Genomic DNA, 15218 nt, shown 5'->3' with positions numbered 1-15218 from the left:
CTTACTGCTTCAACCGTGCTTGATGTGAAAGGATTTGGGTCGGGTAAGGGCATCAAAACCCAACACCGACAAAGTACAGCCCCGACCTGAGTTTTTAATGCCAGTCCAGGCCAGGGCCGGGTCAAGATAATCACAGCGATTGACAAAAAAAGTGCCGGTTTGCACCTGACGGCCCAGTTCAACGGCTCGCTCAATATCCCTTGAGAAAATAGCGGCCGTCAGTCCAAACTCACTGTCGTTCATCAGGCGGACCGCTTCTTCATCGGAAGAGACTTTTTGAATCCCCAAAACAGGTCCGAAACTTTCTTCCGTCATCACCCGCATAGTGTGGTTCACGTGTGTGAGCAACTGGGGAGCAAGATAGGGAGTGCCCGGCTCATGCTCTGGGAACAAGGCCGGGTCAATATGGGCAACCGCCCCCTGTGAAATAGCTTCTTCCACCTGCCCCCTGACAAAGTCCGCAGCACTGCTTTTCACCAGCGGGCCCAGAGTGGTTTCAGGATCATCGGGTCGTCCGAGACGATACTGCTTCACCAGAGCAACAGCTTTTTCAACAAATGCATCATAAACATCTTCATGTACATAGAGCCTTTCTATGCCGCAGCAAGATTGACCGGAGTTAAAGAAAGCACCGTCTATCACCGTGTCCGTCGCTGCATCCAGATCAGCATCAGCTCTGATATAAGCAGGATCTTTGCCACCCAGCTCCAGCCCCATACCGATAAATCGTCCGGCAGCCGCTTTTTCTACTTCGACTCCAGCACGGACTGAACCAGTAAATGCCACATGCTTTATGGCGTCACACTGAATCAAATATTCGGTGCTGTCATGGGACATGTGCAGGTACTGAAAAAGCCCCTCGGGCAGACCTGCGTCAAGAAACGCTTTGACCATTCGCTCAGCACAGAGTGGGGTTTGGGCAGAATGCTTCAGCAGCACGGCATTACCGGCCAGCAGTGCCGGCATAACGCTGTTGATGGCGGTCAGGTAGGGATAATTCCAGGGCGCTATGACCAACAGAACTCCCAGGGCTTCCTTGCAGATATAACGGGTAAATCCTTCTTTTTCAGGTATTGTGACGGGCTTCAATGCTTCACCTGAGGCTTCAATCATATAACGGGCACGCTCTTCAAACCCTGCTACTTCTCCGGCAGAGTATTTAACCGGTCTGCCCATCTGCCAAGTGATTTCACTGGCAATGTCGTCTTTTTGACCGACAAAGTTATCCACTGCTTTACTGCAGATTTTTTGCCGCTCAGCCAGTGCGACACTCTGCCAGTCAAGCTGCGCTTTCTGAGCCTTCGTCAGAGCCAGATTTATGTCGGAAACATCAGACAGTGGACGTTCAGCAACCACTGAACCATCGACCGGTGAAAGAGTGATCTGTGTTTTATTCATTGTTCTGAATCCGTTGGAAGTAATCAGATAATTTCGAAATAACGATCCATTTCCCAATCCGTAATATGTTTTCTGAACTCCCGCTCTTCCCACTCCCTGGAGGCGGCATAGTGTTCGACGAAAGCATCACCCAACATAGTTCGGGCCGCTTCGGATTGTTTGAATTTCTGTGCGGCATCCCAGAGTGTTGAAGGCAGTGCGAATTCAGGTGAGTGCCCTTGATCGTAGGCATTACCTTTAACCTGATCCTCGGGCTCCCATTGGTGAATAATTCCCTGAAGGCCAGAAGCCAACGCCGCAGAAAGTGAAAGATAAGGGTTAGCATCTGCAGAGCCCAATCGGTACTCCACTCTCTGTGACTTCTCTGAGCCCGGAATAACACGTAATGCGGTGGTTCGGTTTTCAACCCCCCAGGTCGCGTCGGTAGGTGCCCAGAAACCGGGAATGAGTCTGGTGTAACTATTGACGGTAGGGGCCAGCATGGGCAGGAATTCAGGCATTAATCGCTGCAAACCGGCAATAAAGTGCCTCTGTGTCTGGCTGATATTGTGTTTCTGGCCAGGATCAAAGAACGCCGATTGCCCATCTTTTTTGTTGAACAAAGACAAGTGAATATGACCGCTCTGCCCCGGATAATCCGGTGACCACTTGGCCATAAACGTCGCCATCAGATCGTTACGCTGTGCCAGCACTTTCATAAACGTTTTAAACAGTGCCGCTTTATCTGCGGCATTTTCTGCAGAGTCAACGGCAATGGCTGCTTCGACCACGCCCGGCCCGGTCTCTGTATGAATACCTTCGATGGGAAAGTCCATCACCTCAGCCATTTCCAGTATCTGGTGATACAGATCGGAATGCACTGAGTTTCTGATCATGGAATAACCAAACCAGTCAGGCGTCAATGGTTTGAGGTTTCGAAAACCTTTTTCCCGAACCGATTCCGGTGTTTCCTGGAACATAAAAAACTCATATTCCAGCGCTGCACGGGCATCAAAGCCCATGTCGGACGCTTTTTCGATCACCCTTCTCAATGTCCCGCGGGGACAGAGAGCTTCTGACTGATCCTTGAATTCTGCGATGAACAATAGCATGCCATTTTCAAAAGGGATTTCCCGGCAAGAGTGTGGCAAGATTCGAACGGGAGCATCAGGGTATCCGGTATGCCAGCCGGTGTACTTTACATTGTCATAGAGCTGGTCTTTACTGTCCCAGCCCAGGATAACGTCGCAGAAGGCAAAGCCGCTTTCCAGCGCTGAAAAAAACTTGGCCTTGCTCATGTATTTGCCGAGCATGATTCCGTCATTATCGAAAAGACCGACCTTAACGTGGGAGAGTCCTCTCAGTTCAACAATTTTTTTAGCATCTTCAATCGTTCTGACATCTCTGGGGTTCTGCATAGTTGGTACTCGTTTTTTTTAGTTTTGCTGGTAGCAGGATGGACGACCACCCATCTCAGAGTCATGCCCTATTATTCGGGCAATATCGGATTGATGCCAGTCAAGAGAGGCTTTAAGCTGTTTTTCTATTGAATGAGCGTAATGAGTAGCAATTGACTTTTAAAGTAACGGGCTTGCGGGGTACTTGCTTGTCGGGCACTCATTTGCCCTATCATATAAAGGTTCGTCTCTATGTCCATACCCGATTATCGGTCCACTTTCCGCCCTTTGCTCTGTGCCATTGAACATGGTGCTGAAGTCTCTTTCAATGATGCTTTTGAAGCTGTTTGTGCGCACTTTCAATTAACAAAAGAAGAAATTCAGCAACGACTTCCCTCAGGTCGGCAAACCGTTATCAAAAACCGGGTTTCCTGGGCAAGAACCTACATGAAAAAAGCCGGTCTGGTTCTGGCGCCACGGGGTAAAATCCAGATTACCGAACGAGGCCGTCAGGCACTGCTGGATTGCCCGGAGAAAATCACACTTAAATACCTGCAACAGTTCCCGGAGTTTCGGGCATTTCACACCAGTAAAAAAAGCAACACAACCGCCACCTCCAAAGAATACGACGAAGAGTCATCCAGCACTCCAGAAGAACAAATGGCAGAAGCCTATAAATCCGTTCTGGAGTCTCTGTCGTCCGACCTGCTGGAGAACATTCAAAAACAAACACCCGATTTCTTCGAACAACTGGTCGTCGATCTAATGCTCAAAATGGGCTACGGGGGTTCTCGTGAAGAGGCAGGCAAAGCTACTCAGCTTTCAGCAGACGGCGGAATTGATGGCGTCATTTATGAGGACCGCCTGGGATTGGACACCATCTACCTGCAAGCCAAACGCTGGGAAAACACGGTTGGCCGCCCGGAAATCCAGAAATTTGCCGGAGCCCTGCAAGGAGAAGGTGCCAGCAAAGGCGTATTCATCACCACCAGCAACTACAGCAAAGAAGCCAAAGATTATGCCGACAGGGTCAGCAGCCGAATTGTGCTTATAGAAGGCCACCAACTTGCACAGTTAATGATTGATTACGGTCTTGGCGTCAGCACCCGCCAAACCTATGAGATCAAGTCTGTTGATAGTGACTACTTTAATGCAGAATAGGGACAGTCCGTCAGGGGTAGACAAAATATGCCAACGATTAACCAAACACCGGAACAAATAGCCCGCGATCATATCGACAAAATGCTGGAAACGGCTGGCTGGGTCGTGCAAATCAAAGAAGAACGGGACTGGAATGCTGGCCCGGGCATTGCTGTTACTGAGGTCACTAACGACACTGGCAGAGCCGACTATGTGCTGTTTGTGGATCAAAAAGCAGTAGGCATCATCGAAGCAAAGCCCGTACACAAGGGGCAGAACCTTACGACGACTGAACAACAGTCGCAACGATACGCTGAGTCAAAGCTGAAGCATATCCCCGATAAAAGTCATTTGCATTTTATCTACGAAAGCACTGGTATCATCACCTACTTCAGAGATTTAAGAGACCCCAAACCACGCTCCCGTGAAGTGTTCAACTTCCACAGGCCAAGCACTATCAGGGAGTGGATTCAGCAGGACAAATCCCTTGCTGGTCGCCTCCATGACATTCCTGCACTGGACACCAGGGGTCTGCGTGATTGTCAAATCAACGCCATCACAAACCTGGATGCATCCTTCAGAGAAAATAAGCCCCGCGCACTGATCCAAATGGCAACAGGTTCCGGTAAGACCTACACAGCCATCACCTTTATCTACCGCCTGCTGAAGTTTGCCAAAGCCAAAAGGGTGCTGTTTCTGGTGGATACCAAAAACCTCGGTGAACAGGCCGAGCAGGAATTTATGGGGTATACCCCGTCGGACGATAACCGCAAGTTTACCGAGCTGTATAATGTGCAACGGTTAAACTCCGGTTTTATTGCCCCCCATAGCAAAGTCTGCATCAGCACCATTCAGCGCATGTACTCCATCCTCAAAGACGAGCCAATGGATGAAGACGCTGAAAAAGAAAACCCGGCAGAAAAAAAGACGCTCACAAAAGAGCCCTTGCCCGTTGTTTACAACGAGAAAATCCCGCCGGAGCATTTTGACTTTATCCTCATTGATGAGTGTCACCGTTCCATCTACAACCTCTGGCAACAGGTGCTGGATTACTTCGATGCCTACCTGATCGGACTCACTGCCACCCCCGATAAACGCACCTTTGGTTTCTTCAAAGAAAACGTCGTCAGTGAATACGATCACGAAAAAGCCGTCGCAGATGGTGTCAACGTCGGGCACGATGTTTTCCTGATCAATACCCGCATCAGTAAACAGGGTGAGACCCTGAAGGCAGAGCAACAGATCGAAAAGCGGGATAAACTCAGTCGTAAAAAACGCTGGGCTCAGCAGGACGAAGACGAACAGTACTCCGCCAGACAGCTGGATAGAGACATCGTCAACCCCAGCCAGATACGCACCATTATCCGGGCCTTCAAAAACAGCCAGAGCAGTATGTTCCCAGGGCGAGATGAACTGCCGAAAACCCTGATCTTTGCCAAAACCGACAGTCACGCCGACGACATCATCAGAACCGCACGGGAAGAGTTTGGCGAAGGTAACGACTTCTGCAAAAAAATCACCTACAAAATCGACGGTGATCCCAAGTCCGTACTGTCACAATTTCGCAATAACTATAATCCCCGCATTGCCGTCACAGTGGATATGATCGCCACCGGCACCGACATTAAGCCGCTGGAATGTTTGCTGTTTATGCGTGATGTGAAAAGTAAAAACTACTTTGAACAGATGAAAGGCCGTGGCACCCGCACCCTGGGCGAAGACGACCTGAAAAAAGTCACCCCCTCGGCCACCAGTGCAAAAACACACTTTGTGATTGTCGATGCCATCGGTGTCACCAAATCGGTGAAAACAGAATCACGCCCACTGGACAGAAAGCCAACGATTCCTCTGAAAGATTTGCTGGAGGGTGTACTGATGAACGTCAGGGATGAAGACACCGTCACCACCCTGGCCAGCCGCCTGTCACGGCTGAACCAGCAGCTGACACCCGAACAGCAAACCCAGATTGCAGAAGTTGCCGGTCAGCCGTTGTCTTCTACTATAAAAGGGTTGCTCAATGCCTACGATCCGGACGTTATCACCCAGACTGCCAGAACCAATAACGGCCTCACTGAAGAGCAGCAACCTTCAGAAGAACAGTGCCAGCAGGCACAGGAACAACTGACCCGCGATGCCTGCAATGTCTTTACCGGAAAACTCAACAACCTGCTGGAAAATATCCGCAAAGACAACGAACAGACCATTGATGTAGAAAACCTCGATGAACTGGAACAGGCTGAATGGGCAGGCGATGCCAAAGAGAATGCTGAAAAGCTGACCAAAGAACTGTCTGACTGGTTGCAGGAGCACAAAGACGAAATCACCGCACTGAGTATTTTCTACGATCAGCCGCACCGCCGCCGTGAAATCACCTTTGATATGATCAACGATCTGCTCACTACCCTGAAGCAGGATCGCCCTGTACTGGCACCGGTCAGAGTCTGGCAGGCATTTGCCCAGCTCGATGAAGTGCAGGACAAACAACCATTGAACGAACTAACGGCACTGGTCGCCTTAATTCGTAGGGTCTGCGGAATTGATGGAAAGATTGACACCTTTGGTGATACCGTCAACCGCAATTTTAAAAACTGGATTTTCAAACACCATCAGGGCAACCCCGACAAGTTCACCGAAGAGCAGATGGACTGGTTACGTATGATCCGTGACCATATCTCCAGTTCCTTCCACTTCGAGCGTGATGATCTGGACTATTCACCCTTTAATAAAAAAGGGGGGCTGGGGCAGATGTATCATCTGTTTGGGGAGCAGATGGATGGTTTGATTGATGAATTGAATGAAGAGTTGGTTGCATAATGCAGTTAGTATTAACAGATGATAACAAGCTCCCAGAAGGCTGGTTATTAACGGGTTTAAGCGAATTCAGAAATTCAAAGTCTGAATCATTCAACCCAAAAAATGAAGCAGAAAGAGAGCTAGAGCTATACAGTGTACCAAGCCATGCAACTGGAAAACCTGAGTCTATACCTTGCTCTGAGATTGGTTCCAATAAACAGTACGTAGCAACTGGCGATGTACTTATTTCAAAAATAAACCCTCGCTTAAATAGAACATGGGTTGTGGGGGATTTTACTGTCAATGATAAAATAGCTTCTACTGAATGGATTGTGTTCAAAAAACACCCAGCAGTATCTTCTACTTTCTTGAAGTATCTGCTTGAGAGCTATCGAGTCAGAGACTTCTTGGCACATAATGCGTCCGGAGTTGGCGGCTCATTAACACGAGTGAAGCCAAACATCTTTGATCGTATTCAGATTGCCCTCCCTCCAGCCAACGAACAAACTCGCATAGTTGAAAAAATCGAGGAACTGTTCTCCGAGCTGGACAAGGGCATGGAAAGCCTGAAAACAGCCCAGCAACAGCTCAAGGTCTACCGTCAGGCACTGCTCAAGCAAGCCTTTGAAGGCAAGCTGACCGAACAGTGGCGGGCGGATAATCCTGATAAGGTTGAATCGGCAGAAAAGCTGTTGGATCGCATCAAAACCGAACGGGAAGCCCGCTACCAGCAGCAGTTGGAAGAGTGGAAGCAAGCGGTGAAAGAGTGGGAAGCTGCTGGTAAGGAAGGGAAGAAGCCCGCGAAACCTAAGAAGCCTAAATCTATTGATTTGCTAAAGCCTGAAGAGCACAACCTTCCATCGACACCAGATTCATGGATATGGGTTAATTATGGAATGTTGTGTGAGCTTGTTCGAAATGGTATTTCAAAAAAACCCGTTGGCGAAATCGGTGATAAGATTTTCAGGATTAGTGCTGTTCGACCTATGTTCTTTGATATGGAAGATTACCGCTATATTCAGAATACTAAAGGCGAGTACAACAGCTACTACCTCCAAAAAGGAGATATTCTCTTTACTCGTTATAATGGTTCAAGACGTTATGTTGGTGTTGGTGCTGAGTATAAAAGCAATGAAAAAAGACTATACCCTGATAAATTAATTCAAACCAGAATCGCTAACACATCTATTTCCCCATCATTTATGGAGAAAGCTGTAAACTCAGGTTTTTCGAGAAAAGCTCTTGAAAAACAGATAAGGACAACAGCAGGGCAGTCTGGTGTTTCTGGTGAAGATATCAAAAATATCCCTGTTCCTTTGTGCTCACATGAAGAGCAGCAAGCATTGATCGTTTTGCTTGATGGCCAGCTTTCAGTGATAGATAGTATGGAAAAAGATGTGTCAATACACATCCAAAAAGCTGAAGCCCTGCGCCAAAGCATCCTTAAAAAAGCTTTCTCAGGCCAGCTGGTCAGCCAAAACCCAGACGATGAACCTGCATCGGAACTACTGGGACGTATCCGCCAAGAACGGGAAGCCGCAGAACAGGCAGCAAAAGAAGCCAAAAAAGCGGCAAAGAAAACCACACGAAAGCAAAGCCACCCTGGTTCAAAAAAACCGAAAGCCTCTGCCGCCTGAGCCCCTGAATTATTTGAGTAAAACATTATGACAACCAACGCCATTACCAGCCGTGTCTGGAACTTCTGCCACTCCCTGCGTGATGTGGGCGTGGGCTACGGGGATTACCTTGAACAGCTCACTTACCTGATCTTCCTGAAAATGGCAGATGAATACAGCAAACCACCCCATAACCGTGATATGGGATTGCCTGCCGGTTACGACTGGCAGAGCCTGACCTCTAAAAACGGTGCTGAGCTGGAAGGCCATTACATCGACCTGCTCCGTAAACTGGGCAATGAAGACGGAATGCTCGGGCAAATTTTCACCAAAGCCCAGAATAAGATCCAAGACCCTGCCATGCTGGAACGGGTTATCACTATGATTGACCAGGAAAACTGGGCAATTATGGGTTCTGACGTAAAAGGCGATATTTACGAAGGGCTGCTAGAAAAGAACGCTGAAGACACTAAGTCTGGCGCAGGCCAATACTTCACCCCTCGCCCACTGATTAATGCCATCGTGGAATGCGTGTGCCCGCAACCAGGAAAAACCATAGCCGATCCGGCCTGTGGTACAGGAGGGTTCTTCCTGTCCGCTTATGACTATCTGGTAAAGCACAATCCCAGAATGGACAAAAACCAGAAGAAGTTTTTGAAGTACGACACCTTTCACGGCAATGAGATTGTCGCCAATACCCGCCGCCTGTGTCTAATGAATATGTTCCTACACAACATTGGCGAGATTGACGGTGAACCAGCGGTACTCTCTGCCGATGCCCTGATTGCTGACAGCGGCCTGCGGGTTGACTATGTGCTGGCAAATCCACCGTTTGGTAAAAAAAGCAGTATCACTGTCACTAATGAAGAAGGCGAGCAGGAAAAAGAGGACTTTGTCTACAACCGCCAGGACTTCTGGGCAACCACTTCCAACAAACAGCTGAACTTCGTCCAGCATATTCATACTCTGCTGAAATCCACCGGACAGGCAGCTGTGGTGGTGCCCGATAATGTGTTATTTGAAGGCGGTGCAGGTGAAACTGTTCGTAACAGCCTGCTGAAGCAAACCGATCTACACACCATCCTGCGACTGCCGACGGGTATTTTCTATGCCAACGGCGTTAAGGCAAACGTGTTGTTTTTTGACAACAAACCCGCCAGCAAAGATAACCAGACCAAAGAAGTCTGGTATTACGATTACCGAACCAATGTCCACCATACCCTGAAGAAAAAGCCCCTGCGCCTCGAACACTTGCAGGACTTTATCAACTGCTACAATCCGAAAAAACGCCACGGACGTACCGAAACCTGGAGTGAGGAAGCCGTTGATGGAAAGAATCCTGAAGGCCGCTGGCGCAAATTCAGCTATGAAGAAATCATCAAACGGGACAAAACCAGCCTTGATATTTTCTGGCTGAAAGATAAGTCTCTGGTTGATCTGGATAACTTGCCAGAACCGGATGAATTGGCAGAAGATATCATTGAAAACATGGAGGCTGGATTGGATAGTTTCCGGACTATTGTTGCAGCCTTGGCCACCACCCCTAAGTGAAGAAGGTGTCGCTGAGATAAACTATGGGTTCCCATGCTGGGAACCACAGAACCTAAAAGCATGGGAACCAGAGTTTCGTGACAATCTCAAGTGCATAGGGAGAAAGAAAACTAAGTCATATATACCATGGCTTATGATTGTAAGCTAACACCCCCAAGCCCTGAACCACCTCTTTGGAATAGTCTACCAATATACTGGTGACGGTCTTTTCTTCTGACTCTCGATCCTTGCTGAATGCAACCCGCAGAACCTGATCACATCGCTTGGCGGGTACGACTCGCTTCAGAACATATGGGAACTGGTACGAATCAACCAGACAAAGCAACAGATGTTCAAGGCAAATCAATCGCCCCTCCAGAGAAGTGCATATTTCCAACAACTCACTATTCTTCGAAAGGCTGGAGTAAAAACGCTTATCGCCTGAAATCAGAAGTGCTGACCCGGTTTCAATGGCACTGCAAAGCATTAATGCTTCACCAGGATCTATACCAGGAACACTGGCTATTTTAGCCAGCAAAGTGAAGTCCTTCGGAGTCTCGGGGATTCTGGAAGCGCGGGTAAAGGCTTCTGCTAATCGGTTCTGCACTTCAGGCAAGTCGTGCCCGTAGCACTGATTTTTCTTAAATGTCTTTTTTCTGAGCACATGTGGAAAGGTATCCAAAACCTGATGGCCATCCAGCCTGAGATAATCCAGTGTCTCGTCCAAAAGACTACAGCAAGTCAGTTTGTAAAAAATGTCATTGTCTACAAGACCAATCATTTAAAGAACTACCTTGCTACTACTTACATCAACCTCTCAAGAATATCTTTACTGTCTTCAGGCAGGAGATCCAAATCTATTTTTTGGTAGAGAACTTCAGTTATATATTCAGGTGCAGAGTATTGTCCTGGCGGTTCTTTTAAGGCTGCCTGAGCATCTTTGACTCTCGTTAGAAGATGCATGCCATATTCAGTTGCCTCTTCTTCTTTTTTATCTTTGTCTGAGCCTTCTACTTTTTCATCAAAAAAAACAGCGCCTTTATCAACATGCCCATTACCAATATGGCCTGTCTCATGAGCAAGGATAAATAGCTGCCAGGCTGGGGCTTTGTTGACTCGGGTCAATACAATGACCGGACGACCATCGACGTCGACAACCATTCCGTCAAACTTCTTTGCCCCTGCCGGAAGCTGCTTGAGATGAATGACGGGTACACCGTGTTCCCAGAGATAGTCAATCAGAGCTTCAAGACTCACCCACTTATTGGTATTCAGTATTTCTCTTCTGACTTCTTCAGGGTTTTTAGGGATTGGAACGTAAGGCTTAGGGGTTGCAGAGGCAACCAGCCGGGCCAGGCTTTCAGCCAAACTTTGTGCCACAACAACATCTTTCTTTGATTTGCTTTGCGTCAATCTGTAGTGAGTATGACCAGCCGGAGCCAAACGGACTGACTTAGCGTCATCCACCAAGCTGGCCAGATCAAGTCCAAGATGCTTGGATAAATGCATTTTCAGCATCAGTATTGATTGCGCTGATTCCCCAAGACTCTTATCCCACCAGTCAGGCATTACTGTTTTGATGAAAGCTTTTGGGAAACCTGAATCTGCAAGACGTCGCTCAAGCCTCTTTATAGGAGTTGTTATAGTTGTCATAACCAGCCCCCTTTATGTTGACAGATAATTTAGAGTCGCAGAATTATAGATCCCTATGCACTGAAGACAACTCTAGCGCAGTAAAACTCAAAAAACCAAACAGAACAGGCAGCCGTTGGGTTACATTGACCGTACTATCAAAATCTTTCTGCGTGCTACTCTCAAATCTTCATCCACTCTTAGGGTATTCGCTAATTTTTATCACAATCTGATCATCAAGCTCCAGAAGCCTCGGACTGACCTCACAAGCCAGATGTAGTCTTTTACACAAAGCAGAACCCTTAGCCGGATCAACTATGAGCTTTTTCAACGAAACAGGATCCTGAGAGGATCCACTTCCTTCCACGAGCCGTAACAAGGTCATAACTTAAAAAACAGAACTGAGGATGTTAATAAGACTATGAAAACCCAGCTCAATCAGGCACCGTATCCATTGTCACATTCAGGGGGTGGGCTGAAATACCTGCTCATAGCTATATGAGTCGAACACTGGTCTGGTTCAGAAGCGATTTGAGAGTGGGAGACAACCCTGCTCTGTACCACTCCGCAGTTAAAAATGAAGTTGTGGCCGTCTATTGCCTGTGCCCGGATCAATGGCAGGAGCATAACGACAGCCCGAACAAGCTATGGTTCTGGATGCAGAATCTCAAACAACTGGAACACTCTCTAAACAGGCTCAACATTCCACTGGTCGTCATTCAACCGATTCGATTTGAACACTGTGCCCAATTACTGTTACAGACAGCCCGACAACTCCAGTGCGACGGCATAAGCTTTAATAACGAACATGGGCTCAATGAAGAAAACAGAGACAGGGCTGTCGAACAAACCTTTGCCCGGCAACAACTGAAATGCCTGCGTTTTTCTGACCAGACTCTGATCCCTCCGGGTCATCTGTTAAATGGCAGCGGTGATTATTTCAAAGTCTTCACGCCTTTTAAAAAAGCACTGTATCGAACCCTTGACCTGCACCAGATTCAGCCACTGCCCGCCCCTGAACAACAAAAGCCTCTGGAACTGGCTGATGTTCAGCCCGTCGATTACCTGAATCTGTTTACGCCATTGGAAGGTCTTCAAGCACTCTGGCCTGCCGGTGAAGAAGAAGCCGCAAACCGGCTCAAATCCTTTATCGAGTCTCATAGTGAAGGTTATAAAAAGTTTCGGGATTTTCCGGGTATGGATGCCACCAGCACCCTCTCTCCCTATCTGGTGTCAGGAACAGTCTCCCTCAGACAGTGTTTCTATGCTGCATTTCAGGCCAACAATGGAGAAATGGATTCAGGTAGCGATGGCCTGCAATGCTGGATGAGTGAATTAATCTGGCGGGAATTTTACAAACATATTTTGCATGGATTCCCAAGGCTTTCCAGAGGCAGGGCGTTCATCACAGAAACCGAACATCTGCCCTGGAATCAGGATAACGAGGCATTCAGTGCCTGGTGCAAAGGTGAGACTGGCTTTCCATTGGTGGATGCAGCCATGAAACAATTGGTGAATACCGGCTGGATGCACAACCGCCTGAGAATGGTCACAGCCATGTTCCTGACCAAAAACCTGATGATTGACTGGCGCCTCGGAGAAACCTTCTTCATGCAGCATCTGATCGACGGTGATTTGTCCGCCAACAATGGTGGCTGGCAATGGTCTGCCAGCACAGGCACCGACGCGGCCCCCTATTTCAGAATGTTTAATCCTGTCAGTCAGTCGGAGAAATTTGATTCAGAAGGTCAGTTTATTCGCCACTGGCTACCCCAGCTGAGCAGACTGAGTAGCAAGGAGATTCACGCTCCCTGGCAACATCATGTTAATGAGATCAACTACCCGGCACCGATTGTCGACCTCAAAGCATCAAGAGAGAGGGTACTCTCTGCTTTCAAAGCCTTGAAGCAGCCTTAAAAAAAATCGGATAGTTCATGCTGTTTATAACGCCTCTGAATTTGCGGGTTATGACAGCCGCCTACTAGACTGTGAGATTATGATCATTTGAGGATCATCATGACTGACGTCAAAACTGCTTCGTCCATATTGCCTCTCTGGAAACGATGCCTGATTACCCTTGCAGTGATGTTGGTGGCCAGTTTCTTAATCGGTTTGTTGGTTCGCAGTCTATTCGGTTTTTCCCTGCCCGATTATGTGTCTGGGGTTGTGGGTGGTTTCTCAGCAATAGTGATATGGGAATTCCTTAAGTGAGCGCAACCCACCCCCTCATTATTGTCGGTTTTATACGTGCCGGGTATTATATCAGCCTATCGTGCTGTCATTTGTACCCGGGTCTCGCTGTGCGCTTACAACGAAAAAGATAGCCGCTCTTTCTGGAATTCAGATCGAACTTTCCTACTGTCCGATAGGCTCCAGGGGGTTGCTCTAAAATAAGTTACATAGAAAGCAAAAGGATAATAAAGAGGAAGTTTTAATGGCTATCGTCTCAATTCCAGAACCCGAAAAAGACATCAAACTCGGCATCAGCGCCTGCCTGATGGGTCAGAAAGTCCGATACGATGGTGGGCACAAGCGCTCTTCGTTTTGTATGAATACCCTGAGTCATTTCTTCCAATTCGAGTCTGTCTGCCCGGAAGTGGCCATCGGACTGGGCACCCCCAGGGAACCTATTCGTCTGGTTGGGGATATCCAGCAGGTCAGGGTTGTGGGTACCGATCACCCAGATGTGGACGTTACCGATCAGCTGACTGATTATGGCTACAGAAAAGCCAGAGAATTAACCGATATCAGTGGCTATATCCTGATGCAAAAATCCCCCAGTTGTGGCATGGAAAGGGTCAAGGTCTACCATGAAAACGGCTTCCCTTCTGGCGTCAGTTCTGCAGGTGCATACGCCAAAGCCCTGATGGAAGCACAACCTCTTCTGCCTGTGGAGGAAGAAGGCCGACTCCATGATCCCGTTTTGAGGGAAAATTTTTTCACCCGGGTGTATGCCTACCACCGCTGGCACAGCGAAGTACTGAAAAATCCCAGTCATGCCGCTGTGGTTCATTTTCACTCAACCCACAAATATATGATCATGGCTCACAATCCCAGCGATTATAGTGCCCTGGGACAGCTCGTTGCCAAAGGCGGCAAGATGGAACTGCAACCTTTGTTGGCACAATACTTCGAAGAGTTCATGAACACCCTGAAAAAAAGGGCAACCCGGAAGTCCCACACTAATACCATGCTGCACATTCTGGGCTACGTAAAGAAGACTGTGGACACCACAGAGCGAAACCAGTTTCTCAAACTGGTCGAAGAGTACCGTCAGGGTATCCTGCCGTTAGTAGTGCCAATGACCATGCTACGTCATTTCATTGAAAATCATGGCAACGACTACATCCAGCAGCAGACCTATCTTCTCCCTCACCCTGATCAATTAGGGCTCAGAAATCAGATCTGAAGCCTGACCTTCCAAAATAAACGCCGGGCGCAAGTGTCTGGCGAACTTGCAACGCTCAATAGTACAGTCTGAAAAAACGGTCTGCTGTAAATTCAGCTCTTTATGCCAATTCATTTGTAATAACCTATTTTATAAAATTTAAAAATTACTTATTACTAATTTTATGAGCGTGCTGACAGGATTTACATCGACCTTTAAGGTTTCGGGAACGGTATCTTGACATCCTCTCGCCCCTGAAGGAGCGAGATTCCCGTTAGTCACCTAACAGGCTTCCTGTTTCAACACGCCTTCCCTAGATGGTTGCTTACGCAGCCATCCCCGTTC

General features: G+C 47.9%; 11 protein-coding genes. 7 read left to right on the top strand and 4 right to left on the bottom strand.

The window, feature by feature from the left end; genetic code table 11:
- Positions 1-9: 9 nt before the first annotated feature.
- Together KDK17_RS15640 and KDK17_RS15635 are read right to left on the bottom strand one after the other, a co-directional pair.
- Positions 10-1398 carry an aldehyde dehydrogenase family protein gene (locus KDK17_RS15640; RefSeq protein WP_257288479.1) on the bottom strand — a complete coding sequence of 463 codons (1389 nt, stop codon included), beginning with the start codon at positions 1396-1398 and terminating at the stop codon, positions 10-12.
- A gap of 23 nt (positions 1399-1421) precedes the next feature.
- Positions 1422-2795, bottom strand: coding sequence for a glutamine synthetase family protein (locus KDK17_RS15635; RefSeq protein WP_257288478.1), 1374 nt, complete (start codon positions 2793-2795; stop codon positions 1422-1424).
- Between the two features lie 231 nt (positions 2796-3026).
- On the opposite strand from KDK17_RS15635, the gene KDK17_RS15630 reads away from it, so the two are divergent.
- Genes KDK17_RS15630 through KDK17_RS15615 form a run of 4 tightly spaced genes read left to right on the top strand, consistent with a single transcriptional unit; the run spans position 3027 to position 9874 of the window.
- Positions 3027-3935 (top strand): restriction endonuclease, encoded by a 909-nt coding sequence (locus KDK17_RS15630; RefSeq protein WP_257288477.1) that lies wholly within the window; start codon positions 3027-3029, stop codon positions 3933-3935.
- Between the two features lie 27 nt (positions 3936-3962).
- Positions 3963-6728 (top strand): DEAD/DEAH box helicase family protein, encoded by a 2766-nt coding sequence (locus KDK17_RS15625; protein WP_257288476.1) that lies wholly within the window; start codon positions 3963-3965, stop codon positions 6726-6728.
- Complete coding sequence (locus KDK17_RS15620) at positions 6728-8344, top strand: restriction endonuclease subunit S (RefSeq protein WP_257288475.1); 1617 nt, start codon at positions 6728-6730, stop codon at positions 8342-8344. The genes KDK17_RS15625 and KDK17_RS15620 overlap by 1 nt, the downstream gene beginning before the upstream one ends.
- A gap of 27 nt (positions 8345-8371) precedes the next feature.
- The gene (locus KDK17_RS15615; protein WP_257288474.1) at positions 8372-9874 is read left to right on the top strand and encodes a class I SAM-dependent DNA methyltransferase; all 1503 of its coding nucleotides are present in this window, start codon (positions 8372-8374) and stop codon (positions 9872-9874) included.
- Between the two features lie 115 nt (positions 9875-9989).
- On the opposite strand, the gene KDK17_RS15610 is transcribed toward KDK17_RS15615, so the two are convergent.
- Positions 9990-10634 (bottom strand): hypothetical protein, encoded by a 645-nt coding sequence (locus KDK17_RS15610; protein WP_257288473.1) that lies wholly within the window; start codon positions 10632-10634, stop codon positions 9990-9992.
- A 23-nt stretch (positions 10635-10657) separates the two neighbouring features.
- The gene (locus KDK17_RS15605) at positions 10658-11506 is read right to left on the bottom strand and encodes an ImmA/IrrE family metallo-endopeptidase (RefSeq protein WP_257288472.1); all 849 of its coding nucleotides are present in this window, start codon (positions 11504-11506) and stop codon (positions 10658-10660) included.
- A gap of 477 nt (positions 11507-11983) precedes the next feature.
- Here KDK17_RS15605 and phrB point away from each other — a divergent pair, with 477 nt between their 5' ends.
- The 3 genes from phrB to KDK17_RS15590 all read left to right on the top strand — a co-directional run bounded on the left by phrB (position 11984) and on the right by KDK17_RS15590 (position 14894).
- Entirely contained in the window at positions 11984-13402 is a 1419-nt protein-coding gene (phrB, locus tag KDK17_RS15600; RefSeq protein ID WP_257288471.1) for a deoxyribodipyrimidine photo-lyase, read from the top strand.
- A 99-nt stretch (positions 13403-13501) separates the two neighbouring features.
- Complete coding sequence (locus KDK17_RS15595; protein WP_257255355.1) at positions 13502-13696, top strand: hypothetical protein; 195 nt, start codon at positions 13502-13504, stop codon at positions 13694-13696.
- A 223-nt stretch (positions 13697-13919) separates the two neighbouring features.
- Positions 13920-14894, top strand: coding sequence for a DUF523 and DUF1722 domain-containing protein (locus tag KDK17_RS15590; protein ID WP_257255356.1), 975 nt, complete (start codon positions 13920-13922; stop codon positions 14892-14894).
- Positions 14895-15218: the final 324 nt, after the last annotated feature.

It is taken from the genome of Endozoicomonas sp. SESOKO2 (assembly GCF_024606245.1).
Lineage (GTDB): Bacteria > Pseudomonadota > Gammaproteobacteria > Pseudomonadales > Endozoicomonadaceae > Endozoicomonas_A.
The sequence above is the reverse complement of the archived record's forward strand: the minus strand, read 5'-3'. Positions and strand labels throughout refer to the sequence as shown.